Genomic DNA, 25,469 nt, shown 5'->3' on the forward strand with positions numbered 1-25,469 from the left:
CCCGACGCAAAACGAGCACGAGATGCCGATCAACGGCAACTACGGCAACGGCTTCCTGAGGCTCAACCTCGGGCCGCTCAGGGTGCAGGACTATTTCCAGCCGTCGAATACGGTGCAGGAATCGAACGAAGACGAAGACCTCGGCTCCGGCGGCGCAATGGTGTTGCCCGATTTTGCCGATGCGAACGGCAAGATCTGGCGTCTCGCGGTCGGCGCGGGCAAGAACTCGACGATCTATGTCGTGAACCGCTGGTCGATGGGCAAGTTCGATTCGAACGCGGATCACATTTATCAGGAACTCGTCGGCCAGATACGCGGACCGATGTTCGGCGCGCCGGCCTATTTCAACAACACGGTCTATTTCGGCGCGGTCAGCGACACGATCAAGGCGTTCACGGTCACGAACGCCGCGCTCTCGCGAACGCCGACGAGTCAGACGCCGAATGCGTTCGGCTTCCCGGGCGCGACGCCGGGCATTTCCGCGAACGGCACGACGAACGCCATTTTGTGGGCGGCGGAGAACGGCTCGATCGGCGTTCTGCGCGCTTACGACGCGACCAACCTCAGCCACGAGTTGTACAGCAGCGTCGACGCGGGCGGCCGCGACCAGTTCGGCCAGGGCAACAAGTTCATCACGCCGATGATCGCGAACGGCAAGGTGTATGTCGGCACGAAGAACGGCGTCGCCGTGTTCGGATTGCTGTCGAAATAGCTGCGACTCGTGCGGCGGGAACGGGCAAGACGTTCCCGCCAAGCGCCTGCCAGTCCCGAAAGAGGGCAGTGGCAGGCTATCGAACAAAAGGAATAGAGATCGTTGTTATTTCCTTCAGATGGTTCCGTCGCGCGACGCGTCTGAATTTCCGCTGCTGTAGAGCGGCGCGGTCTTGCCGTTGGCAATGCTGTTGCCGATGGCCTGCAAGTCGAGCGAAGGAGACTTCGCGAGCAGCACATAGGCGAGCCGGTTCGTCCGCCATGTGACCGTCTTCATTTCGCCGGCCTGACCCGATCGCACGGGCGCATCGCCTTCGTTTTCCTCGATCACGCACAGCGCCACCGGATCGCCGCGCTCCGGCAGATACACCATCTGCACGAGCGGGCGGTCGTGATAATTCAGCCGCTGCACGCGCTTGAATTTCAGGCCCACCTGACGCAGATCGGGAACGTCGACCGGCATGCCGTCGCGCTGATGGATATCGGCCAGCACCTGTTCGGTGGTGGCTTTGTCCTCCCGGAGATTGGCGACCGTATCGCGGCCGTAGAGCACCTGATAGTCCGCCACGCTCTGCACCCAGGGATCGGCGCCCCGTTTCAACGGATTCACGCCGCTGAGATACCCCGTGAGCACGCCCGAGCAGATCGCACCGGCGACAAAAGCCGCGGCCGCCCATTGCATCGAAAAGCGCCGGCTGCCGCGCTGCGCGCCGCGCTCCTGCGGCGTGCTGACGCTCACGAGTTCTTCTATGCGGCGCGTGAGGCTCTCCGGCACGGGCGGCACCGTCTGCCGGTCATACGCGGCGCGATACGGCAGCACCGACGCCTGCAACGCCGCGGCCCGCGCCGCCAGCTCGTCGGAGTGGGCGATCGCCGCTTCGACTTCGCCGCGCTGCTCCGGCGAAAGCTCCCCGTCCACATAGGCCATCAGCAGCGAATCATCGACATTCATCATAGGGATTCTCCTTTTCTAGCCGACGCTGGCGCCTGCACGCTGAACTTCTGACCGATCGTCAGCCGCGCGCGCGACAGCCGGCTCATGATCGTGCCGATCGGCACGTCGAGCACCTCGGCTGCCTCGCGATAGCTCAGACCTTCGATCGCCACCAGCACCATCACGACGCGCTGCGCTTCGGGCAATGCTTCCACGGCGTCGATCACCTGCCGATGCAGCAAATCGAGCTCCGGATTGCGCGCCGAAGGATCGGCAAACGACTCGATTTCCTCGTCCTGCCAGTCGAGGCTGCCGCGATTGCGAATCGAACGGGCGCGCAGTTCGTTCATCCACGTGGAATGCACGATCGAAAAGAGCCAGCTGAGCGCCGACGTGCCCGGTTGAAGCTGGCTGCGCCGCTCCAGCGCGCGCACGCAGGCCCGCTGCACCAAATCCTCGGCGTCGTGCGGATTCTGCGTCAGCCGCAGCGCGAATCGCCACAGCCTCGGCAATAGCGTCGGCAGGACGGTCGGCAGATCGTCGTCGTTCATCGGGGCAGCTCCTGAAATGGGCGCGCTCATGATTGACAACACTCCAGACGCGAATCTATTCCGCGAATTTTTCGAGTTTTTTTGCGGAATAAGCCGGCGAGCGCGGCTGTTTTCGGGTCACGGATCGCGCATCGGAGCGCATCGGAACCATCGAATAGGAGACAGATCATGGAGACCCTCCTCGACCGGGCCCGGCAGGCAGGCATGGCGGTCATGCTGGACGCGTGCATCGGACGCGAACGTTTTCATAGCATAGCCGGTTCGGCCGCCACACTCGAACGATTTGCGCAGCTTTGCGAAGCGCCGGCGGTGAATCGCGACACGCTGATGAACTGGGCGGCCCTCTGCGCGCACGGGGACGCGCGGGCCGTCGAAGCGGCGATCCGCCGGGCGCTCGGCGAATGAGCCGGCGCGTGAATTCAGGCTGATCCGTGGCGACGAAAAACGCATCGAAGCATTGCAATAAATCAGGTATCCGAAGTAAAGCGGGTAATCAACAGAAAGCTCGCAAATCACGCATCGCGTTCCCACGCGATGTGAATTTACCCGTGCCGAAAGGCGCGCATTTTTTGGAGACTGGAAATGGCCGTAGACATGTTTCTCAAGCTGGGCGATATCAAGGGGGAATCTCAGGCGGCGGGTCACGTCGATGAGATCGAGGTGCTGAGCTGGTCGTGGGGATGCGCGCAGACGGGCACCACGCACAGCGGCACGGGCGGCGGCACCGGGACCGCGTCGGTGCAGGACCTGTCGATCAGCAAGTACGTCGACAAGAGTTCGCCGACGATCGTGCAGTCGTGCTGCCAGGGCACGCACATGCCGGAGGCCGTGCTCACCCTGCGCAAGGCGGGCGGCAACGAGCCGGTCGAGTATCTGAAGATCACGCTCAAGGAAGTGCTCATCAGCCGCCATTCGGTCGGCTCCGGCGGCGCGGATCAGGTCGCCGAGAACGTCACGCTGAACTTCGCGCAATTCTGCGTCGAGTATCAGCCGCAGGACAACAACGGCGCGAAGAAGGGCGGCGTGGTGACCGGCAAATGGAACATCCCGAAGAACACCGCCAATTGCGATTCCGGCCCGGGCGCGAGCCCCGGCTCGAGTTCGAGTTCGCGCTCGTCGTCGTCGCCGAGGCCCTGATAGGCCGCCTTCCGTTCAATGCTCGTCGCGGACATCGCCATGAACTTCGCAGATATCGCAGCCTGGCTCGCCGCCCTCGCGCCCGATGCGCCGTGCGGCGAGGACGAAGAGTACAGCCCCGAGTTTCGGGCGCTGGAACAGGCGATCGCCGGCAAGCCCGACGCCCAGTACGGCGGCACCGTGATTGCCGCGACGCCGCCCGACTGGACGCTCGCCCGCTCGCTGTCGATCACCCTGCTCGGGCGCACGCGCGATCTGCGGGTGGCGGTGCATTACACGCGTTCGGGCATGGCGCGCGAGGGCTTCGCCGGGCTCGCCAGCGGCCTCGCGCTGATCGAAGGGCTGCTCGGGCAGCACTGGCGCGACGTGCATCCGCAACTCGATGCCAGCGACGGCGACGATCCGACCGCGCGCGTCAACGCGTTGTCGGCGCTCGTCGACGGCGCGGGGCTGGCAGGCGAGTTGCGCGACGTGCCCTTCGTCGCGCCGCGCGGCCAGCGCGGTTTCGCGCTGCGCGATCTCGAAGTGCTGGCAGGCGAAGCGCCGCTGTACGAAGGCGACGAGATGCCGACGCTCGCGGCCATCGATGCGGCGTTCGCGCTTACAGGCATCGACGAAGCGCGTGCGATGAGCGAAGCGCTGTCGTCGGCGCGCGCCTCGCTCGTCAAGATCGAGAGCGCGTTGACCGGTTACGTGGGGCCGGCGCGCGCGCTCGATTTCGGACCGCTCGCACGGCCGCTCGGGCGCATCGGCGAGTTCGTGGCGGCGCGGGTCGCGGTGCTCGATTCGCATACGGGGGAAAGGGGACGCGCGATGGAGACCAGCAGCAGTGAAGAGGGCGCGGGTTTCGATCCGGCGGCGCATCGCGCCGTCGCGACGGAGCCCGCCACGCCCCGGCGCATCGCGAGCGCACGCGATGTAAGCGACGCGCTCGACGCGATCTGCGCCTATTACGCCGAATGCGAGCCATCGAGCCCGTTGCCGGTGTTGCTGCAACGCGCCCGCAGGCTCGTCGGCAAGAGCTTCATGGAAATCATCGAGGACGTCGCGCCGGACGGCGCGCATCAATTCAGGCATCTGGGCGGGGTCGTCTGACCCGGCTCGGGCAAAAGCAAAGGAGTGGACATCGTGGCAAAGGAAAGCAGTCAGAAGTTCATCGCGCGCAATCGTGCGCCGCGTGTGCAGATCGAATACGACGTCGAAGTCTACGGCTCGGAGAAGAAGGTCAACCTGCCCTTCGTGATGGGCGTGCTCGCGGATCTGTCGGGGCAGCCCGTCGAGCCGCTCGCGCCCGCCGCCGAACGCAAGTTCCTCGAGATCGACGTGGACAACTTCGACGAGCGTCTCAAGTCGATGAAGCCGCGCGTCGCGGTGCAGGTGCCGAACACGCTGACGGGCGACGGCAACGTCGCGGTCGATCTGACCTTCGAGAGCATGGACGATTTCACGCCCGCCGCGATCGCCCGCAAGGTCGCGCCGCTGCGGCAACTGCTCGAAGCGCGCACGCAACTGGCGAACCTGCTGACCTACATGGACGGCAAGACCGGCGCCGAAGCCCTGATCGCCCGCTTGCTGGAAGAACCCGCGCTGATGCAGGCGCTCGCCGCGCAACCGCGTCCGACCGACGACGAAGCCAAACCCGCCACCGGAGCATGACACGATGAACGACCTCAGCCTCCAGCACGAGACCCGCGCCGCCGTCATGGAAGCGGCGCCCGCGCTCGACGATTTCTCCGCGCTGCTGCAAAAGGAATTCAAGCCGAAGTCCGAGCGCGCCCGCGACGCCGTCGAGAATGCGGTGCGCACGCTGGCCGAGCAGGCATTGCGCGACACCGGCGTGATTTCCGGCGATGTCCTCGCGACCATCGAGGCGCTGATCGCGCAAATCGATCGGGCGCTCACCGGGCAGATCAACCTGATCCTGCACAGCGAGCCGTTTCAGAAGGTGGAGAGCGCATGGCGCGGCCTGCACTATCTGGTGAGCAACACGGAGACCGACGAGTCGCTCAAGATCCGCGTGCTCAACATGTCGAAGACGGATCTGCACAAGATGCTGAAGAAGTATCGTGGCGTCGCGTGGGACCAGAGCCCGCTCTTCAAGAAGCTTTACGAGGAAGAGTACGGCCAGTTCGGCGGCGAGCCCTATGGCGCGCTGGTCGCGGACTATTACTTCGATCACGGCGGCCCCGATGTCGACCTGCTCACGCAGATCGCGAAGATCGCGGCGGCGGCGCATGCGCCGTTCATCGCGGGCGCGGACCCGGCCGCGCTTCTGATGGAGTCTTGGCAGGAGCTCGCGAATCCGCGCGATCTGACCAAGATCTTCCAGACGCCCGAGCACGCCGCATGGCGCTCGCTGCGCGATTCGGAGGACTCGCGCTACATCGGCCTCGCGATGCCGCGCTTTCTCGCGCGCGCCCCCTATGGCGCGAAGACCGACCCGGTCGAGGCCTTCGACTTCGAGGAAGACACGGCCGGCGCGAACAGCAGCAAGTACGCATGGGCGAACGCATCGTATGCGATGGCGGCGAACATCACGCGCTCGTTCAAGATGTCGGGCTGGTGCTCGCGCATTCGCGGCGTCGAATCGGGCGGCGCGGTCGAGGGGCTGCCGGTGCATGCGTTTCCGACGGACGACGGCGGCGTCGACATGAAGTGTCCGACCGAGATCGCGATCAGCGACCGGCGCGAGGCCGAACTCGCCCGGAACGGCTTCATGCCGCTCGTGCACAAGAAGAACTCGGACTTCGCGGCGTTCATCGGCGCGCAGTCGCTGCACAAGCCCGCCGAGTACGAAGACCCGGACGCCACCGCGAACGCGAACCTCGCGGCGCGACTGCCGTATCTGTTCGCCTGCTGCCGTTTCGCGCACTACCTGAAATGCATCGTGCGCGACAAGCTCGGTTCGTTCAGGGAGCGCGACGACATGGAGCGCTGGCTGCAGAACTGGATTCTCCAGTATGTCGACGGCGATCCCGCCCACTCCTCCGACGACACCAAGGCGCGCAAGCCGCTGGCCGACGCGCAGGTCATCGTGGAGGAAGTGGCGGGCAATCCGGGCTACTACACGTCGAAGTTCTTCCTGCGCCCGCATTACCAGCTCGAAGGCCTCACGGTGTCGCTGCGGCTCGTGTCGAAGCTGCCGACGGCGAAGGCCGCCTGAGTCGCGCGATGTCCGTCCATTTCGCCCACAAGGAGCCGCTCATGTCCGAACCTTCCGCCCGCGATCGCCTGCAACCGTCGTTGCTGGATCGCCTGACCGATTTCGAACCGCACGCGCGTCATGAATCCCGCGAGCGTCGCGTGATGTCGGCGCGCGCACTGCGCGACAGCGTGCAGCGCGATATCGGCTGGCTGCTGAACGCGAGCGGTCTCGGGGAAGGCGCGGACGCGGCGAACCTGCCGCATGTCGCGGCCTCGGTGCTGAACTACGGTTTGCCCGACCTCGCGGGGCGCGATGTCGCCGCGCTCACGGCGGGTGCGCTGGAGCGCCTGATCCGCGATGCGCTGTGGGCCTTCGAGCCGCGCCTCGCGCGCGAATCGGTGCGCGTGACGGCGATCGACGATGCGAAGGGCGCGAGAGGCGCGATGACCCCGAGAGGCGCGATGACCCCGAGAGGCGGACACGTGATCCGCTTCGAGATCGAGGCCGACATGTGGTCGCAGCCGTACCCCGAGCGGCTTTTTCTGCGCACGGAACTGGACCTCGAAGCGGGCGAGGTGCGCGTCACCGACGCATCGGCTGCGTGCGCCGCGCCCTCGGCCGGGGAGCAATCGGCATGAACCCGGCGTTCCTCAAGTACTACAGCCAGGAGCTTCAGCACGTGCGGGAGATGGGCGGAGAATTCGCCGCCGCGTTTCCGAAGATCGCCGGGCGGCTCGCGCTGGACGGCGTCGAATGCGCGGACCCGTATGTCGAGCGCTTGCTGGAAGGCTTCAGCTTTCTCGCCGCGCGCGTGCAGATGAAGCTCGATGCCGAATTCCCGCGCTTCACGCAGCATCTGCTGGAGCTGGCCTATCCGCACTATCTCGCGCCGACGCCGTCGATGGCGGTCGTGCAATTGCAGGCCGACCACGCGAATCCGCAACTCGCCGCGAGCGCCGACGGCATCATCGTGCCGCGCCATACGGCGCTGCGCGGCATGCTCGACAAGTCCGCGTCGACGCGCTGCGAATATCGCACCGCCCATGCGGTGACGCTGTGGCCGGTCGAGATCGCGCAGGCGAAGTTCTTCACGCATGCGGGCTCGCTCAACGCGTCGTCGCCCGCGTTGCCCGCGAACGTCAAGGCGGGATTGCGCCTGCGGCTGCGGGCGACCGGCGCGCTCGGTTTCGAGCGCCTTTCGCTCGATCGTCTCGCGCTCTATCTGCGCGGCCCCGACGGTCTGCCCGCGCGCCTGCACGAGCGGCTGCTCGCGCATTGCGTCGGCGTCGCGGTGATGCAGCCGGGCAACGGCGCGAGCGCGGCGTCCACGCTCGCGCTGTTGCCGAAGCACGCGCTGCGGCCGCTCGGGTTCGCCGAGGACGAGGCGCTTTTGCCGGTCGGCCAGCAATCGTTCGACGGATACCGCTTGCTGCAGGAGTATTTCGCCTTCGCGCCGCGCTTCATGTTCGTCGAACTGGCCGGACTGCGCGGCGCGTTGCGTTGTTGCCGCGGCCAGGAAGCCGAGATCGTGATCCTGCTCGATCAGGCGGACACGTCGCTCGAACGCGGCGTCGACGCATCGAATTTCGCGCTCGACTGCACGCCCGCCATCAACCTGTTTCGCCGCCGCACCGATCGCATCGCGCTGTCGGACACGGAGTTCGAGCATCACGTCGTGGTGGACCGGACGCGGCCGATGGACTACGAGATTCATCGGATCGACGAGGTGACCGGCTACGGCGCGGGCGCGGCCGCCGAGAAGCAGTATCGGCCGTTCCACTGCGCGAAGGACCTCGACACGCCGGACGAGGGCGGCGCGTTCTATCAGTTGCGCCGCGAGGCGCGGCGCGCTTCGGTGCGGCAGCAGCGCAACGGCGCGCGCAGCAGCTATCTCGGCAGCGAAGCCTTCATCGCGCTGGTCGATGCGGCGAACGCGCCGCACGGCGGCGAAGTGCGTCAGCTCGGCATCAGCGCGTGGTGTACGAATCGCGATCTGCCGCTGTCGATGCCGATCGGCGCCGGCTCGACCGACTTCACGCTCGATGCCGAAGCGCCCGTCACCGCCGTGCGCTGCGTCGCCGGGCCGAGCCGGCCGCTGCCTTCGTTCGCGCAGGGACCGACGGCATGGCGGCTGCTCGATCATCTTTCGCTGAACTACGCGTCGCTCGTCGATGCCAACGAGCACGAAGGCGCCCGCGCGCTGCGCGAACTGCTCGCGCTGTACTGCCCGGCCGACGACGCCGCCGCGCATCGGCAGGTGGAAGGGTTGCGCTCGGTGTCGTGCGCGCCGGTCGTGCGGCGGCTGCCGTCGCCGGGGCCGATCGTCTACGGGCGCGGCCTTGCGATCACGCTGCGTTTCGACGACGCCGCCTTCGAAGGCGCGAGCGCGTTCCTGCTCGGCGCGGTCCTTGCGGAATTCTTTGCGCAGTACGTGTCGATCAATTCGTTCACCGAGACGCACGTCGCGACGCTCGCGCGCGGTCCGGTCATGCAGTGGCCAGCGAGGACCGGACGATGCGCGACGCTCTGACCCTCGACGGCGTGCTCGCGCGCGACGCCCGTCGCTTCGACTTCTTCCAGGCGTTGCGGCTCGTCGAGCAGGCGCATCCGGAGCGTCCGCGCCTCGGCCGTTCGCTGGCGGCGCGCGATGACGCCGTGCGCCTGTCGCAAGACCCGGAGCTGATCTTCCATCCGACGACGCTCGGCGATTACGTGCCGGGCGAGCATGGGCAGCCCGGCCGGCTCGCGGTGAATTTTCTCGGCCTGCTCGGACCGAACGGCCCGCTGCCGACGCACCTGACCGCCTATGTGCGGGAGCGCGCCCGCAACGCGAACGATCCGACGCTCGCGCGCTTTCTCGACGTGTTCCACCACCGCATGCTGTCGCTGTTCTATCGCGCGTGGGCCGATGCGCAGCCGGTCGTGAGCGCCGACCGTCCGCGCGACGATCGCTTCGCGGACTACGTCGGCAGCCTGTTCGGTCTGGGCGCGCCCGCGCTCGCCGGGCGCGACACGGTGCCCGATTCGGCCAAGCGCCACTTCGCGGGCGTGCTCGCCGCGCCGACGCGCCACGCCGACGGGCTGCGCCTGATCCTCGCGCGCTTCTTCGGCGTGAAGGTGTCGATCGAACCGTGGCGCGGCCACTGGATCGCGCTGCCGGCGGACGCGCACACGCGTCTTTCCGGCGCGCGGCTCGGCGTATCGACGGTGGTCGGCACGCGCGTGTGGGACTGCCAGCACAAGTTCCGCATCGTCATCGGGCCGCTCGGCTATGCCAATTTCGAGCGCTTCCTGCCCGGCGGCCAGAGCGTCGTGAAGCTCGCCGACTGGGTCCGCAACTACGTGCGCGATCCGCTCGACTGGGACGTCGCGCTGCATCTGAAACGCGACGAAGTGCCCGCGCTGCGTTTGCAAGGCAAGAAGGCGAACGGCGCGCGCCTCGGCTGGAACACCTGGCTCACGAGCGGTGCGCCGGTCCATGACAACCATCGGGTCGTGATCGCCGGACCGGCGCAAGCGGGCCGGAAGCAAGCGAACAGCAAGGAGACTTCTCATGACTGAAATCAGCCGCATGGCGTTGTTCGGCAAGCTCGATCCGCTTCCTTATCGCGCGATCGAAAACGGCGCGGCGTTCTGCAAGCTGCGCGGCAATCCGTATGTCGAGCTGGCGCACTGGGTGCATCAGATCCTGCTCGCGGCGGATTCCGACCTGCGCCGCCTCGTGCGGCATTTCGAGCTGGACGAAGCCGCGCTCGAACGCGATCTCACGGCCGCGCTCGATCGCCTGCCGCGTGGCGCGACTTCGGTTTCCGATATCTCCGCGCAGGTCGACGAAGCCGTCGAGCGCGGCTGGGTCTTCGGCTCGCTGATGTTCAACGCCGCGAAGGTGCGCTCCGGGCATCTCGTGATCGGCATGTTGCGCACGCCGAACCTGCGCAATGCGCTCTATGCGCTCTCGCGCCAGTTCGAGAAGATCAGCTTCGATTCGCTGTCCGCGCGTTTCGACGCATTGCTCGACGGCTCGCCCGAAGCGCAATCCGCGCCGGTCGCCGGTCCGCTCGCGCAACCCGCGCCGAGCGACGCGCTGGCCCGCTACACCGTCGATCTCACCGCCGAGGCGCGCGAGGGCAGGCTCGATCCCATCGTCGGGCGGGACATGGAGATTCGCCAGGTCATCGACATTCTCATGCGGCGCCGTCAGAACAACCCGATCCTCACGGGCGAGGCGGGCGTCGGCAAGACGGCGGTGGTGGAAGGCTTCGCGCAGCGCGTCGTCGCGGGGGACGTGCCGCCCGCGTTGCGCGACGCGGCCGTGCTGACGCTCGATGTCGGCCTGCTGCAGGCGGGCGCGAGCATGAAGGGCGAGTTCGAGGACCGGCTCAGGCAGGTGATCGACGAAGTGCAGGCGTCGGACAGGCCGGTGATTCTGTTCATCGACGAGGCGCATACGCTCGTGGGCGCGGGCGGCGCGGCCGGCACCGGGGACGCCGCCAATCTTCTCAAGCCGGCGCTCGCGCGCGGCACGCTGCGCACCATCGCCGCGACGACGTGGGTCGAGTACAAGAAGCACATCGAAAAGGACCCGGCGCTCACGCGGCGCTTCCAGGTGGTCAAGGTGCCGGAGCCTGGCGAAGCGGGCGCGATCGCGATGATGCGCGGCCTCGTGCGCAAGATGGAGTGTCATCACGGCGTGCAGGTGTTCGACGAGGCGCTCGAAGCGGCCGTGAAACTGTCGCATCGCTTCATTCCGGCGCGCCAGTTGCCCGACAAGGCCGTGAGCCTGCTCGACACCGCCTGTGCGCGCGTCGCCGTGAGCCAGCAGGCGCTGCCGCCCGCCATCGACGATGCGAAGCGGCGCATCGAGACCCTGGAGACCGAGAGCGGGATCGTGACGCGCGAGGCGGCGCTCGGCATCGACACGCAAGAGCGCGCCGCCGATGTCGCCGCGAGGCTCGACGCCGAACGCGCGCGCCTCGCGGAACTGACCGCGCGCTGGGAAGCGGAGCGCGCGCTCGTGGCGCGCATCATCGCGGCGCGGCGGGGCATCGAGGAGGGCGGCGAAGCCGTGGCGCTTGCGGATCTGAAGGCGCTCACCGACGAACTCGCCGAGCGTCAGGGCGAAGCGCCGCTGATCCTGCCCGGCGTCGATGCGCAGGCGGTCGCATCGGTCGTGCAGGACTGGACCGGCATTCCCGTCGGCCGCATGGTGCGCGACGAAGCCGCGAGCGTGCTCGATCTGGCGGCGACGCTGAATCGCCGCATCGTCGGGCAGCGTCACGCGATGGCGATGATCGCGCGCCGCGTGCAGACCGCGCGCGCCGGCCTCGACGATCCGTGCAAGCCGGTCGGCGTGTTCATGCTGGCCGGCACCTCGGGCGTCGGCAAGACCGAAACCGCGCTCGCGCTCGCCGAGGCGCTGTATGGCGGCGAGGACAACGTCATCACCGTGAACATGAGCGAGTACCAGGAGGCGCATACGGTGTCGCTGCTCAAGGGCGCGCCGCCGGGATACGTCGGCTATGGCGAAGGCGGCGCGCTGACCGAGGCGGTGCGGCGTCGTCCGTACAGCGTCGTGCTGCTCGACGAGTTCGAGAAGGCGCACCCGGACGTGCACAAGCTCTTCTTCCAGGTCTTCGACAAGGGCCGCATGGAGGACGGCGAAGGCCGCGAGATCGACTTTTCCAACACGCTGATCCTGCTCACGACGAACGTCGGCACCGAACTGATCACGCATCTGTGCGGCGGCGGACGTGAAGCGCCGTCGCCGGAAGAGATCGCGCAGGCGCTGCGCGCGCCGTTGCTCGACGCGTTCCCGCCCGCGCTGCTCGGCCGCGTCGCCGTGATTCCGTACTACCCGCTCGACGACGCGATGCTCGCTGCGGTGATCCGCCTGCAACTGGCGCGCATCGGGCGGCGCATCGCGGAGCGGCATCGCGTGAGCTTCGTCTGGGACGACGCCGTGGTCGGCCATATCGCCCGCCGCTGCACCGAGCGCGCGAGCGGCGGCCGGATGATCGACGCGATTCTCACCAACACCGTGCTGCCGCGCGTGAGCGCGGAGTTCCTCGGCCGTCTCGTCGATGGCCGCGGCGTCGCAAGAGTCGAGGTCGGCGTGTGCGACGGCGACTTCACCTATTCGTTCGACTGACCTTCATCGAGGAGCCTGCCATGCCAGAACAAGTCAGCATGGGCGCGACGTTGCAATGCTCGTTCGGCGTGACGCCGTCGACGCTCGTCGTGCTGCCCGTGAACCGGGTGCGCTGCGAAGGGCCGCTTGCCGCGAACATCATGGATCACGCGCCGCTCGTGAACATCATGCCGTTCGGCATGTGCACGTCGCAGGCAAATCCGGAGGTCGCCGCGGCCACCGCCGCCGCATTCGGCACGCCGACGCCGATGCCCTGCGTCCCCGCGACGATGACGCCGTGGGCGCCCGGCGCGGTCACCGTGCTGCTGGGCAACCAGCCGTCGCTCGACAACGTGTCCACCTGCCTGTGCAACTGGGGCGGCGTCGTGACGATCGTCGATCCGGCGACGCGCCAGACGCAGATTCCCTGACGACGAGGCCCACGATGATGCTCACCGACACCCATCGCATCGCGCAGGTGACCTGCGCGCTCGGCCAGAACGCGCTCGTGCTGTATCGCATGCGCGGGCGGGAGGAGCTCGGGCGACTCGCGCAATGGGACCTCGAACTGCTCGCCGACCGCTCGAATCTCGATATCGCGACGATGCTGGGCAGCGACTTCTCGCTGTCGCTCGAGATTCCGTCCGGCGGCGTGCGCGAGTACAACGGCATCGTCACGGCGTTCGAGCTGGCGCGGCCCGCGAGCACGCAGCCCAATCTTCCGGCGATGTATCGCGCGACGGTGCGTCCGCGCCTGTGGCTGCTCACGCGCGCGTCGCATTGCCGCTTCTTTCACCGGATGAGCGTGCCCGCGATCATCGCGAAGGTGCTCGCCGACTATCACATCGACTTCGAGAACAAATGCTCGGCGACGTATCCGGGCGTCGAGCACTGCGCGCAGTATCGCGAGACGGATTTCGATTTCGTGAGCCGGCTCGCCGAGCGCGAAGGCATCTACTACTACGTCGAGCATCAGGGCGGCAAGCATCGGCTGATCCTCACCGATTCGTCGCAGGTGCACGGCGCGACGCCGCATTGCGCCGAGCTGCCGTTTCGCCCGCAGCCGGTCACGCCGCACGAGCACGAGTGGGTCCACGCGTGGTCCACGGGCGCGGAAGTGGCCACGGGCAGCGTCGAGATCAACGACTACGACTTCGAGAAGCCGTCGCAGTCGGCGCAGCAGGGCCTGGTCGCGCGTGCGCTGCGCAGCACGCGCTTCGACCCGGCCGTCTACACGATGCAGGAGCACGCGCCGGGCTACACGCAGCACGCGGACGCCGAGCGTCTCGCGCGCGCACATGTCGAGGCGCATCAGGCGTCCAACGTGTTCGTGAGCGCGCGCACCACCGCGCGCGCGATCTGGCCCGGCGGGCTCGTGCGGCTGAGCGGGCATCCGCTGGAGGCGCAGAACCGCGAGCATCTGGTCGTTTCAGCCGAGTACGCGATCAATTCGGATGACTACCTTTCGACGTTCGATGCACATGCGCGGCCGCCCGTCTTCGATTGCGCCTTTCGGGCGCTCCCGCGCGACGCCGGTTTTCGCGCCGCGCGCAGCACGCCGCGCGCGCGGATCGCGGGGCCGCAGACGGCGGTGGTCGTCGGGCCGAAGGGCGAGGAAATTCATACCGACAAATACGGACGCATCAAGGTTCAGTTCCATTGGGAGCAGCTCGAACCCGAAGCGTCGCGCGAATCGCTGCAGCGCTGCTGGGTGCGCGTCGCGCAGCCGTGGGCCGGCAAGGGCTACGGCGCGTTCTTTCTGCCGCGCATCGGGCAGGAAGTGCTGGTGCATTTCGTCGAGGGCGACCCGGACCAGCCGCTCGTGATCGGCAGCGTCTACAACGCCGCGCAGACCACGCCCTGCGAACTTCCCGCGAAGATGGCGCGCACCACGCTCCGGAGCAATTCGACGAAGGGCGGCAACGGCTTCAACGAAATGCGCTTCGACGACACCAAGGGCGCCGAGCAACTTTTCTTTCATGCCGAGCGCGATCTGGAGACCTGGGTGAACCACGACGCGCTGACGCGCATCGGCGGCGAGCGCCATGTAATCGTCGAGCAGGACGACATCGCGCGCTGCGGCGGCAATCGCAGCGACTCCGTGCAGGGCAGCCAGCGCGTGCGCATCGGCGGCAATCATTCGCTCGATGTCGGCGGCGATACGCAACACAAGAGCGGGGCGAATATTTTGGTGGGGGCGGGTGTTAACGTCGATGTGAAGGGCGAGGCCAACGTCACCATCGAGGCGGGCGCGACGCTCACGCTCAAGGCGGGCGGCAACACCATCGTGCTCGGGCCGTCCGGCATCGCGATCAGCGCGGCCGGGCCGGTCACGATCGACGGCGTGGTCGTGCAGATCAACTGCGGCGGCGGGGGCGGCGGCGCGGGTGCGGCGAGCGCGTCGCCCGATGCGCCCGCCACGCCCCGCCAGGCCGACGACGGCTCGAAATGAACGCGCACGGAGGAGACACCATGCATCTGACGCTCACGGTCGACACGTATCAGGGCAACGCGCCCGATGCACCGCTCGCATGCCGCTTCGACGCGGCGGGCGGGACCATCGGGCGCGGCGCCGACAACACGATGGTGCTGCCGGATGCGGCGAAGACCGTGTCGCGCGTGCATGCGCGGATCGACTGGTCCGAGGACGGCTGGCGGGTCGCCGACCTCGGCAGCAATCCGAGCCGGCACAACGGCCGGCCGCTCGCGAGCGGCCGGCCCGCGAACCTTGCCGACGGCGACTGGCTGGAAATGGGCGGCTATCGGCTCGGCGTGCGAGCGACGGCGCGCGCGGGCGCCGCGGCCTTCGACGCGCCGCTCGGCGTGCACGATCGCCGTGGTTTCGATCCGCTCGATGTCGCGAGCGCCGCCGAATGCGCCGCCGCGCAGGCGTGCGCGCACGATGCGCTCGCGCGGGCCGCGGTGCTCGCGGATTCCCCGCTGCCGGACCCGCGCTTCGATCCGCTCGCAGCGCCGCTGAGCGACTCGCGGGTGGCGCGGACAACGCCGGTGCGCCTCGACGGGCATGCGCCGTTCGCCGGCTCCGGAAGCGATCACGTTCCGCCCGAGCAGTTCGCCTACGTGCCGCCGTCCGGCGCGGTGGCGTCCGCGCCCGCGGGCGGCATTCCGCACGACTACGATCCGCTCGGCGACGTCGCGCTCGCGCCTGCTCAAAGCGCTGCGGCGCTGCCGCTGCATGCGGCCGTCGCCGCCAATGACGCCAGCGCCGAATCGGCGTTCGCGGCGCTGCTCGACGGCCTGGGCGTCGATGATGGCGCGCTCGGCACGCGCGACGCCGCCGAACTCGCGCGTCTCGCGGGCGCGATGCTGCGCACGGCGGTGCGCGGCGTCGTGGATGTGCTGCTGTCGCGCTCGGTCCTCAAGCGCGAGATCAGTCTCGACACGACCATGCTGGTCCAGCGCGACAACAATCCGCTCAAGTTCTTCCCCGACGGCGACGGCGCGCTCGCGCAAATGCTGCGCGGCGCGAGCGCCGGCTATCTGCCGCCGCAGACGGCCCTCGAAGGCGCATTCGACGATATCCGCCGCCACGAGCTCGCGGTCCTCGCGGGCACGCGCGCGGCCATGCAGCATCTGCTCGGCCGCTTCGACCCGCAGGCGATCGCGCGCGCCGATACCCGGCGCGGCTGGCTCGACTGGCTGCCCGCATGCCGCAAGGCGCGCCAGTGGGACCGTCTCGTCGCGCTGCACGCCGGACTCGCGCGCGCGAGCGCCGACGACCTTCAGGCGCTGTGCGGCAGCGCCTTCAACGATGCATACGAACGGCATGCGAACAGCCTCGCCGATGCGAAGCGGGCTTCCTTCAACTGAGTGCGAGGCGACGATGTCCTGGAACAACAAGGTGATCTGGTCGGAAGGCATGCTGCTGCAGCCGCAGCATCTTCAGCAGCACGACCGCTATCTGCGCGCGCAGATCGACGCACGCTGCGCCGCGCTGCGGCCCTATGCGTTCGGCTTCTCGGAACTGGCGATCGATGCCGGGCAACTGAAGCTCGGCCGCATCGCGCTGACCGCGTGCGCGGGAGTGCTGCCCGACGGCAGCCCGTTCCGTCTGCCCGACGACGACGATCTGCCGTTGCCGCTCGCCGTGCCCGAGGACGCGCGCGATCTGACCGTGGTGCTCGCGCTGCCCGTCGCGCGTCGTGGCGTGCCGGAGGCCGCGCATACCGCGCAGGCAGCGGACGCGGGCGGCCACGATGGCTTCGCGCGTCACCGCATCGAGGAAACCGAAGTGCTCGACAGCAACGACGGCGCGCTCGGCGCCGCGCTCGTGCAGGTCGGCAAGCTTCAGTTGCGGCTGGCGTTCGAGCGCGACGTGGTCCACGCGCACACGTCGCTCGGCATCGCGCGCATCGTCGAGCGCCGTGCCGACAACAGCATCGTGCTCGACGCGGCCTACGCGCCGCCGTGCCTCGACTATCGCGTGTCGCGGCGGCTGTGCGGATTCGTCGACGAGCTCGCGGGCCTCATGCATCAGCGCGCCGATGCGCTCGCCGCGCGCCTCGCCCGCCCCGCCGCGACCGGCGCGGCCGAGATCGCCGACTTCCTCCTGCTGCAGGTGCTCAACCGGGCGGAGCCGCTGTTCGCGGGGATCGCATCGACCACGGGTCTGCATCCGCACGACCTGCATCAGCACGCATTGCAACTGGCGGGCGAGCTCGCGACCTTCAGTCAGGCCGGCAAGCGTCCCGCCGCGTTTCCGGCTTATCGCCATGAGCGGCTCGACGAGACCTTCACGCCGCTCGTCGACGCGCTGCGCACGGCGCTGAGTTCGGTGATGGACCCGCACGCAGTGCCGATCGCGCTGGAGGAGCGCAAGTACGGCCTGCGCGTGGCGATCGTGCCGGACCGCGAGCTGTTCGCCTCCGCGAGTTTCGTGCTCGCGGTGAAGGCCGATATCGCGCCGGCCGCGCTGCTCGCCGGCTTTCCGCAGCAGGCCAAGCTCGGGCCGGTCGAGCGCATCCGCGATCTCGTCAATCTCCAGTTGCCGGGCATCGCGTTGCGTGCGCTGCCGGTCGCGCCGCGCCAGTTGCCGTTCCATGCCGGCTTCACCTATTTCGAACTGGAGCGCGGCGGCGAGTTGTGGCGGCAGTTCGCGACATCGGCCGGGGTCGCGCTGCACGTCGCGGGGGATTTTCCAGGCATCGAGTTCGAGTTCTGGGCGATCCGTCCATAAACCCGCTTCCATTCGACGAAGGATCGCATCGTGAACGCTCCGACCTTTCCGCAAGCCGGCTTCGACCCGGACGACACCATCCTGATTCCGCAGCCGGGCGGGCGCGTGGCGGCCCGTGCTCGCGAAGAAGATCGCGCAGGGGAACACGCAGAAGATCGCGCGGAAGCCGCGCCGTTCGATAGCCGCGCGCCGGTGCTGCCGGTCGCGGCCGGTCTGAATCCGCTCGTGCGCGCGGCGAATCCGCTGCTCGAACTCGCGCTGCCCTTGCGCCAGCGCGCGGCGATCACCGATATCGAAGGGCTGCGCGCCGAGCTCGCGCGCATGGTGCGCGCCTTCGAGCACGATGCGCGCGCGAGCGGCATCGACACCGAAAAGCTCGCCGCGGCGCGCTATTGCCTGTGCACCTGCATCGACGAGGCGATTTCGGGCACGCCGTGGGGCAGCGGCGTCTGGGCGAGCCGCAGCCTGCTCGTGACGTTCCACAACGAAGCGTCGGGCGGCGAGCGCTTCTTCCTGGTCCTGCAACGGCTCGCGCAGGATCCGGCGCGCAACGTCGACGTGCTGGAACTGCTGTACGTGATTCTGTCGCTCGGCTTCGAAGGGCGATACCGCCTGATCGACGGCGGGCGCAGCCAGCTCGAATCCGTGCGCGAGCGGCTCGAGCGCATCATCCGCGATCGGCGCGGCGCGTTCGAAACCGAGCTGTCGGTGCACTGGCGGCCCACCGAGCGCGCGCGCAGGCCGCTCGGCCAGCGCATGCCGCCGTGGGTATGCGCCGCGCTCGCGGGCGTCGTGCTGGTGGCGACGCATGTCGCACTCGCGCTGAGCCTGAACCGCACGTCCGACCCGGTGTTCGAGGCGCTCAACCGCATCCGCGTGAGCGAACGGCCCGTCGCGCGGGCGAGCCTGCTTGCGCCCGCCGCGATGCCCGCCGCCGCCGCGACGCTCGCGACGTTCCTCGCTCCCGAAATCCGCCAGGGGCTGGTCTCGGTGCGCGAGACGGCGGATCGCTCCATCGTCACGATCACCGGCGACAACCTGTTCGCCTCCGGCAGCGCGACGCTCGATCCGGCCTACGACGCGCTGATCGGGCGCATCGCGGATGCGCTGAAGGGCGTGCCCGGCCGCGTCGTCGTCACGGGACACACCGACGACCAGCGGCTCGTGTCGGCGCGCTTTCCGTCGAACTGGCATTTGTCGCAGGCGCGCGCCGACAGCGTGCGCGCGATGCTCGCATCGCTCACCGGCGCGCCCGCGCGCTTTTCCGCGGAAGGGCGCGGCGACGCCGAGCCGCTCGCGCCGAACGACACGCCCGCTGGCCGCGCGAAAAACCGCCGCGTGGAGATCACGCTGCTCGCGCCGGGCGCGTCGTCCTGACGCGCGGCTTCGACTCATTCGCATCGCAGAACAGGCATGGAGAAATCGATGAAAAAGCTCGCCGCTTCGCTCAAGACGCCGCAATGGCTCACGCTCGCGGGCGTCCTCGCGTTGCTCGTCGTCGTGTGGTTCGAAGGGCCGCTGCTCGCGTTCGACGGGCACGCCCCGCTCGAATCGCCGCGCGGCCGCTGGATCGCGATGGCCGCGCTCGTCGCCGCGTGGGCGCTGGCGTGGGGCGCGCGCGCTGGTGTCGCGCGGCTCGTCAATCTGCGCTTCATGAGCGGCGTGGCGGGGCAGGGACAGGCTGCGGCCGGCAGCGCGGAGCTCGCGGTGCTGCGCGAACGCTTCGAGCAGGCGCTCGCGATTCTGCGGCAGGCGCGCATGAAAGGCGTCAACGGCCGTCAATGGGTGTATCAGTTGCCGTGGTACATGTTCATCGGCGCGCCGGGCACCGGCAAGAGCACGGCGCTCGCCCGTTCGGGCCTGCGCTTTCCGCTGCGCGAGAAGCTCGGCGACGAGGCGATCGGCGGCGTCGGCGGCACGCGTCATTGCGACTGGTGGTTCACCGACGAGGCCGTGCTCGTCGATACGGCAGGCCGCTTCACGACGCAGGACAGCGACGCGCAGGCCGACGAATCCGCGTGGACGGGCTTCTTGCATCTGCTGCGCAAGTACCGGCCGCGCCGGCCGTTGAACGGCCTCATCGTGACGGTCTCGGCGGCGGATCTCGTGCGCCAGGACGACGCCGCGCGCGACGCGCACATCCGCACGATCCGAAGCCGGCTCACGGAGCTGAGCGAGCGGCTCGGGGTGCGCTTTCCGGTCTACGTCGTCGTGACGAAGTGCGATCTGCTCGCGGGCTTCACCGAGTTCTTCGACGACCTCGGCGAAGCGGAACGCAACCAGGTGTGGGGCATCACGTTCGCGCTCGACGAAGCGCCGGGCGCGGGCCCGGCGCTCGCCGCGTTCCCCGCCGAATTCGATGCGCTCGGCGCGCGGCTGCAGGCGCGCGTGCTGCATCGCATGCAGCGTGAAACGGACGTGCAGCGGCGCGCGCGCATCTACGGCTTCGCCCAGCAGTTCGCGGGGCTGCAGCCGGCGCTCGGGCGCTTTCTCGACGGCGCGTTTCGCGGCACGCGTTTCGAGGCGTCGCCGCTGCTGCGCGGCGTGTACTTCACGAGCGGCACGCAGAATGGCCGGCCGATCGACCGCGCGATCAGCGCCATCGCGCAATCGCTCGGCGTGCGTCGCGACCTCGCGTACGACCGCGACGCGTCCGGGCGCGCGTACTTCATCAACCGGCTGCTGAAGGACGTGGTGATCGCCGAGGCCGGGCTGGTCGGCGCGAACGCGCGTTTCGAACGATGCAGCGCGTGGCTGCGGCGCGGCGCGCTCGCGCTCGTCGGCGTGACGCTGATGCTCGCGCTGGCGTGCATGGCCGTGAGCTATCAGCGCAACCGCGCCTACGTCGCCGAGTTCGAGCGGCAGACCGGGCGCGTCGCTCAACTGGCGCGCGACGCGAACGCCGCCGCCGATCCGCTCGCGGTGCTGCCGCTGCTCGACGCGGCGCGCGCGCTGCCCGGCGGCTATGCGGACGCCGGCAAGCCGGTGCCGTGGCTCACCCGGCTCTGGCTCTATCAGGGCGACAAGCTCGGGCAGGAAGCGCGCGTGACGTACCGGCGCCTGCTCGATCAGACCTTGCTGCCGCTCGCGGTCGGCAAACTCGCGCAGGAATTGCGCGACGGCGCTTCGGACCATGCTTCGAATTCCGATGCCTATCGCTATGAAGCCTTGCGCGCCTATCTGATGCTCGGCGACGCCCGTCATTTCGATCCCGCCGCGCTGCGCGCGCATCTGGTTCCGGCGCTCGCCGGCGACGCGGGCCCGGCTCAGAGAAGCGCGCTCGATGCGCACCTCGCCGCGCTGTTCGACAAGACACGTTTCGATCCGTCGCTGCCGCTCGACGATGCGCTCATCAAGGCGGCGCGCGCGCGTCTGGCCGAATTGCCGCTGTCGCAGCGCATCGGCAACCAGGTCGATGGCGAACTCGCGCAGGCGAATCTGACCGCCTTCGACGTGAGCGCCGCCGCCGGTCCGAATGCGCCGTTGCTGCTCAGGCGCGCGAGCGGCGCGCCGCTCACGACCGGCGTGACGGGCGCATACACCCGCGCCGGCTACGCGCAATACACGCGGCTGCGCGATGCCGCGCTCGCCGATGTGGCGAAGGACGCCTGGGTGCTCGGCCGCGACGAGGCCGCGCTCACGGCCGGCGGCGTCGCCGCGTTGCGCGCCGCGCTCGACGAGCGCTATTTCGACGCCTATATCCACGCATGGGACAGCCTGCTCGACGATGTGACCGTCGTGCCCGTCACCGGTCTCGCCGATGGCGCGCGCGTCGCGAACGCCCTTTCCGCGCCCGATTCGCCGCTCAGGAAACTCATCGTCGCGGCGGCGCGCGAGACGACGCTCGCCGCGAACGCGACGACGCGCGTCGACGCGCACTTTCAGCCGTTGCACGAGCTCGCGGGCAAGCCGGGCGATGCTGCGGCGCTGGATCGCGCGTTCGCGCCGCTCAGGGACGCCGCCGTCTATCTCGACGCCGCCGATGGCGCGCGCAGAATGGGCCAGCCCGCGCCCGCCGGCGACGCGCTCGGCAAGCTGAGGCTCGCGAGTCAGACGGCCCCGTCTCCGCTCACGCCCGTTGCGGCATCGCTCGCCACGGCGGGCGCGGCGCTCGTGGAAGGCGGCGAGCACGCGCGCCTCGATGCGCAATGGAACGCGAGCGCCGGGCCGTTGTGCCGCCGCGCGCTCGATGGCCGCTATCCGTTCGTGCACGCATCGACGCGCGACGTCGCCGCCGACGATTTCGGCAAGCTGTTCGCGCCGGGCGGTCTCATCGACGATTTCTTCCAGAAGAACCTTGCCGCGCTCGTCGATACGAGCGCTCCGGTGTGGCAATGGCGCGCCGGCACGCCGCCCGCGGGCATGCCGCGCGACGCGCTCGCGCAGTTTCAGCGCGCCGCGCAGATCCGCGATGCGTTTTTTCACGACGGCAGCCGCGACATGTCGATCCGCTTTCGCATGAAGGCGCTTTCCTTCGATCCCACCGTGACGCAAGTGAACCTCGACATCGACGGGCAGCAACTCGCGCTCAGGCAGGACGGCCTCCAGTCGATGCTGCTGCAATGGCCGAGCGGCAAAAACACGGGCCGCGCGAGCGCGCAGTTCGATCCGGCTTCCGCGACGCAGGCCGGCCCGCTCGATGCAAGCGGTCCGTGGGCGTTGCTGCATCTGATCGACGCGGGCAGGCTCGACGCCACCGCGCAGCCGGACCGCTACCGGCTCACGCTCGATTCCGCCGGACGCAAGGCCGTGATCGAACTGGACGCGACGAGCGTCGTCAATCCCTTCCGGCGCGCGCCGCTCGAACAGTTTCGTTGTCCGGAGCATCTGTGATGCGCTCGCCGGGCGTCGCCGGATGCTTCGGCAAGCTGCGCGGCAACGGCGATTTCGTGACGCGGCGCTTGCCGGCGTGCTTCGTCGAGCCCTGGGACGCGATGTTGCAGGCGGGCCTGCTCGCGGGTCGCGCGGCGCGCGGGCGTGCATGGCTCGATGAATATCTGGTCGCGCCGCTGTGGTGTTTCGCGCTCGGCGGCGATGTGCTGGGGGCGAGCGGATGGGCGGGCGTGCTGATGCCGAGCGTCGACAGCGCGGGCCGTCACTTCCCGCTTACCGTCGCCGCACCCGTCGAGCCGCAAGCCTGGCCGACGTGGCGCGCGCACGCGCACGCGTGGTTCGCGTGTTGCAGCGTGCTCGCGCTCGCGACGCTCGAAAAGGGCGCGTGTCTCGCGGATTTCGATGCCGGATTGAGCGCGCTCGCGCACGCGGATGACGCGTGCGGCGTTTCGATGCCGCCGCATGCCGGCGCGCGGGGAATGAGCCATTGGTGGCACGCGACATCGGCGCGCGAGAGCATCGGACTTCCCGATGCCGCGTTCGTCGCCGCGCTATTCGACAGTGCCGGGCGCGGCGCGGACTAAGCGCCGTCGAAACACGCGATGACCGCCGTGATGTTGTCCTTGCCGCCCGCATCGAGCGCGAGCGCCAGCAGACGCGCGCATGCATCGCCGATGGCGTGCGGCTTCGTCGACCCGAGCGCCGCCTCGATCTCGCGATGCGGGACCTCGCCGTGCAAGCCGTCGCTGCACAGCAGATAGCGGTCGCCGGGCAGCCACGCATGCGCCTCCACGACGGGCGCGATCGACGGCAGCGGCCCGAGCGCCTGCAGCAGCACGTTGCGCGGCGGAAGGTGCTCGATGGCGCCGTGCTCCAGCGCCTGCTGATAAAGCGTCTGGTCACGCGACAGTTGTACCAGTGCGCCGTCGCGATAGCGGTAGAGCCGGCTGTCGCCGACGTGAAGCGAGATCAGTTGCGCCGAGCCGCGCGGATGCCAGATGCCCGTCAGCGTGGTGCCCATCGCGCGACGCGCGAGGCCCTCGCGCAGGTTCATCGCGTGGAGGGTCGCGTTGGCGTGGTCGAGCGCGTCGGCGGCGGCGCGCATCGCGCATGCGGAAGCGTCGTGGACGGTCGCCTCGGGATCGCCGGCGAGCGTGGCATCGGCGTGCGCGCACGGCAGCGCCTCTGCTGCGAGGCGCGCGACGATGCAGTCGAGCGCGGCGGCGCTGGCGCGCGCGCCGCACGCGTGACCGCCCATGCCGTCCGCGACCGCGACGAGGTTCAACGCCGGATCGATCAGAAAGCGGTCCTGATTCTCGCGGCGCACGCGCCCCGCATCGGTCAGGCCGGATGCCGAGCAGGCCGCGAGGCGGATCGGTGCGGGGCGGGCGAGCGTGTCGGAATCCATCGGTCGTGCTCCGTGTGATGCGTGTCGTTACAGTCCGACGTCGCGCTCGAAACGCGCGCGGTCGGCTTCGTTGGAAATCGCCGCTGCGAGCCGCTCGTGCAGCACGCGCAGGCTGGCTGCGCGCGACGCCTCGCGTTTCGCGACGATATTCGCGATCGGGCCGAGATAGGCGGCGAGCCTGAGCGCGGCGGCCTGCACCTCTTGCGCGTCGAGCGATGAACAAAGCGTCGGTCCGCGCGACGTGCCCGCGCCGGACCCGTCCGCGAACGCGGCGATGAATTCCGCGCGGCCCTTGTCGGAGGGAATATGCGGCGCGAGCAGCGCGATGAGCGCGGACAGGTCCGGCGCATCGGCGATACGCGCCGCCGCGCGCCGCACGAGCAGACGCGCCACCGGCCCGATCTGCGCGGCGAGCCGGGTCTCGACCGGCGCGAGCATGGCGCCGGGCCACATCGTCAGCGAGGGCAGCGAGTCGCCGCGCCACGAGCCCGTTCCCGACGCGAGCGGGGCGGCGGGCGTCATCGGCTGCGCTTCGAGAAGCGTGCGGTCGTCGTCGGTTGCGAGGGGCGCGGCCGGTTGCGCGCCGCGCATCGCATCGTCGAGTGCGCGCCATAGCGCATGCGCCGTCTGGTAGCGCGCATCGGGGCGGCGCGACAGTGCGCGCATCAGCACGTCGTCGCAGGCCGGCGGCAGCGCCGGATTGCAGGCAGAGGGCGTGCGCGGCGTGTCGTGCATGACCTGCCGCATGACCTCGGCTTGCGATGCGCCCGCGAACGGACGGCATCCCGTCAACATCTGATAGAGCACGATCGCGGCGGAAAAAAGATCGGAGCGCCCGTCGACGGGGTCGCCCGTGAACTGCTCCGGCGACATGTAGCTCGGCGTGCCGATCATCGCCCCCGACAGCGTCAGCGTGGACGATTCGACATGCGCGACGCCGAAGTCGGCGACTTTCAGCCGGCCTTGCGCGCTCACGAGCAGATTCGCCGGCTTGATGTCGCGATGCACGACGCCGTGCTCGTGCGCGAATCCGAGCGCGGCGAGCAATTGCGCGAACCAGTCGAGCGCGGTCGCGAGTTCGAGCGCGCGGCCCGCGTCGAGCCGTGGCTTCAGTCCCTGGCCGCTCACGAGCTCCATCGCGATCCAGGCGGTGTCCGCGGTCTCGCCGTAGTCGTACACGGCGACGATATGCGGATGCGCGAGCCGCCCGGCCGCCTGCGCCTCGTTGCGCAAACGCGCCATCAGGCTGTGCCGCTCGCCGCTCTCGAACAATTCGTGGCGCACCGTCTTCAGCGCGACATGCCGCTCGATGACCGGATCGAACGCGCGATAGACGATGCCCATCGCGCCGGCGCCCAGCATCGACTCGATGCGGTACTTGCTCAGTTGCGCGATGCGGGGCGGGTCCGACGCGGCGGCTGTCACC

At 69.0% G+C, this 25,469-nt stretch carries 20 protein-coding genes and 1 pseudogene; 17 read left to right on the forward strand and 4 right to left on the reverse strand.

The window, feature by feature from the left end; translation table 11 throughout:
- Positions 1 to 712: pseudogene (locus tag U4Y90_RS34175) on the forward strand (pyrrolo-quinoline quinone); the annotation flags it as partial.
- Positions 713 to 826: 114 nt separating this feature from the next.
- Here the strand turns inward: U4Y90_RS34175 and U4Y90_RS34180 are convergent.
- Together U4Y90_RS34180 and U4Y90_RS34185 are read right to left on the reverse strand one after the other, a co-directional pair.
- Positions 827 to 1,666 carry an anti-sigma factor family protein gene (locus U4Y90_RS34180; protein WP_321801366.1) on the reverse strand — a complete coding sequence of 280 codons (840 nt, stop codon included), beginning with the start codon at positions 1,664 to 1,666 and terminating at the stop codon, positions 827 to 829.
- The gene (locus U4Y90_RS34185; protein WP_321801368.1) at positions 1,663 to 2,196 is read right to left on the reverse strand and encodes an RNA polymerase sigma factor; all 534 of its coding nucleotides are present in this window, start codon (positions 2,194 to 2,196) and stop codon (positions 1,663 to 1,665) included. Before U4Y90_RS34185 ends, U4Y90_RS34180 begins: the two co-directional genes overlap by 4 nt.
- Positions 2,197 to 2,364: 168 nt before the next feature.
- On the opposite strand from U4Y90_RS34185, the gene U4Y90_RS34190 reads away from it, so the two are divergent.
- The 16 genes from U4Y90_RS34190 (at position 2,365) to tagF (ending at position 23,219) form a co-directional block, all read left to right on the forward strand.
- Positions 2,365 to 2,601, forward strand: coding sequence for a hypothetical protein (locus U4Y90_RS34190; RefSeq protein WP_321801370.1), 237 nt, complete (start codon positions 2,365 to 2,367; stop codon positions 2,599 to 2,601).
- Between the two features lie 177 nt (positions 2,602 to 2,778).
- Positions 2,779 to 3,333, forward strand: coding sequence for a type VI secretion system tube protein Hcp (locus U4Y90_RS34195; RefSeq protein ID WP_321801372.1), 555 nt, complete (start codon positions 2,779 to 2,781; stop codon positions 3,331 to 3,333).
- 39 nt (positions 3,334 to 3,372) lie between these two features.
- The gene (gene tssA, locus U4Y90_RS34200; RefSeq protein WP_321801373.1) at positions 3,373 to 4,428 is read left to right on the forward strand and encodes a type VI secretion system protein TssA; all 1,056 of its coding nucleotides are present in this window, start codon (positions 3,373 to 3,375) and stop codon (positions 4,426 to 4,428) included.
- Between the two features lie 30 nt (positions 4,429 to 4,458).
- Positions 4,459 to 4,989, forward strand: coding sequence for a type VI secretion system contractile sheath small subunit (gene tssB / locus U4Y90_RS34205; protein WP_321801415.1), 531 nt, complete (start codon positions 4,459 to 4,461; stop codon positions 4,987 to 4,989).
- Positions 4,990 to 5,035: 46 nt separating this feature from the next.
- Positions 5,036 to 6,496 carry a type VI secretion system contractile sheath large subunit gene (tssC, locus tag U4Y90_RS34210; protein ID WP_415749447.1) on the forward strand — a complete coding sequence of 487 codons (1,461 nt, stop codon included), beginning with the start codon at positions 5,036 to 5,038 and terminating at the stop codon, positions 6,494 to 6,496.
- 41 nt (positions 6,497 to 6,537) lie between these two features.
- Complete coding sequence (gene tssE / locus U4Y90_RS34215) at positions 6,538 to 7,116, forward strand: type VI secretion system baseplate subunit TssE (RefSeq protein ID WP_321801377.1); 579 nt, start codon at positions 6,538 to 6,540, stop codon at positions 7,114 to 7,116.
- Positions 7,113 to 9,008: a type VI secretion system baseplate subunit TssF gene (gene tssF / locus U4Y90_RS34220; RefSeq protein WP_321801379.1), complete on the forward strand. Its 1,896-nt coding sequence runs from the start codon at positions 7,113 to 7,115 to the stop codon at positions 9,006 to 9,008. Before tssE ends, tssF begins: the two co-directional genes overlap by 4 nt.
- Entirely contained in the window at positions 8,993 to 10,039 is a 1,047-nt protein-coding gene (gene tssG, locus U4Y90_RS34225; RefSeq protein ID WP_321801381.1) for a type VI secretion system baseplate subunit TssG, read from the forward strand. The genes tssF and tssG overlap by 16 nt, the downstream gene beginning before the upstream one ends.
- The gene (tssH, locus tag U4Y90_RS34230) at positions 10,032 to 12,626 is read left to right on the forward strand and encodes a type VI secretion system ATPase TssH (protein ID WP_321801382.1); all 2,595 of its coding nucleotides are present in this window, start codon (positions 10,032 to 10,034) and stop codon (positions 12,624 to 12,626) included. Before tssG ends, tssH begins: the two co-directional genes overlap by 8 nt.
- 20 nt (positions 12,627 to 12,646) lie before the next feature.
- Entirely contained in the window at positions 12,647 to 13,036 is a 390-nt protein-coding gene (locus tag U4Y90_RS34235) for a DUF4280 domain-containing protein (protein WP_321801384.1), read from the forward strand.
- A gap of 14 nt (positions 13,037 to 13,050) precedes the next feature.
- On the forward strand, positions 13,051 to 15,057 hold the full coding sequence (locus U4Y90_RS34240) for a type VI secretion system Vgr family protein (RefSeq protein ID WP_321801386.1): 2,007 nt from the start codon (positions 13,051 to 13,053) through the stop codon (positions 15,055 to 15,057).
- Between the two features lie 20 nt (positions 15,058 to 15,077).
- On the forward strand, positions 15,078 to 16,436 hold the full coding sequence (gene tagH, locus U4Y90_RS34245; RefSeq protein WP_321801388.1) for a type VI secretion system-associated FHA domain protein TagH: 1,359 nt from the start codon (positions 15,078 to 15,080) through the stop codon (positions 16,434 to 16,436).
- A 13-nt stretch (positions 16,437 to 16,449) separates the two neighbouring features.
- A complete protein-coding gene (gene tssK / locus U4Y90_RS34250) occupies positions 16,450 to 17,802 on the forward strand; it encodes a type VI secretion system baseplate subunit TssK (protein ID WP_321801390.1) in 1,353 nt (450 codons plus the stop codon).
- Between the two features lie 30 nt (positions 17,803 to 17,832).
- Positions 17,833 to 19,179: a DotU family type VI secretion system protein gene (locus tag U4Y90_RS34255; protein WP_321801391.1), complete on the forward strand. Its 1,347-nt coding sequence runs from the start codon at positions 17,833 to 17,835 to the stop codon at positions 19,177 to 19,179.
- A gap of 48 nt (positions 19,180 to 19,227) precedes the next feature.
- A complete protein-coding gene (gene tssM, locus U4Y90_RS34260; protein WP_321801392.1) occupies positions 19,228 to 22,635 on the forward strand; it encodes a type VI secretion system membrane subunit TssM in 3,408 nt (1,135 codons plus the stop codon).
- Positions 22,617 to 23,219, forward strand: a complete 603-nt coding sequence (gene tagF / locus U4Y90_RS34265; RefSeq protein WP_321801394.1) for a type VI secretion system-associated protein TagF — start codon at positions 22,617 to 22,619, stop codon at positions 23,217 to 23,219. The genes tssM and tagF overlap by 19 nt, the downstream gene beginning before the upstream one ends.
- Here the strand turns inward: tagF and U4Y90_RS34270 are convergent.
- Both U4Y90_RS34270 and U4Y90_RS34275 read right to left on the reverse strand, forming a co-directional pair.
- On the reverse strand, positions 23,216 to 24,043 hold the full coding sequence (locus tag U4Y90_RS34270; RefSeq protein ID WP_321801396.1) for a PP2C family protein-serine/threonine phosphatase: 828 nt from the start codon (positions 24,041 to 24,043) through the stop codon (positions 23,216 to 23,218). The two genes, tagF and U4Y90_RS34270, sit on opposite strands and share 4 nt — an antisense overlap.
- Positions 24,044 to 24,070: 27 nt before the next feature.
- Positions 24,071 to 25,468: a serine/threonine-protein kinase gene (locus U4Y90_RS34275; RefSeq protein ID WP_321801397.1), complete on the reverse strand. Its 1,398-nt coding sequence runs from the start codon at positions 25,466 to 25,468 to the stop codon at positions 24,071 to 24,073.
- Position 25,469: the final 1 nt, after the last annotated feature.

This window comes from Caballeronia sp. J97 (assembly GCF_905220305.1).
In the GTDB taxonomy this organism is placed as follows: Bacteria; Pseudomonadota; Gammaproteobacteria; order Burkholderiales; family Burkholderiaceae; genus Caballeronia.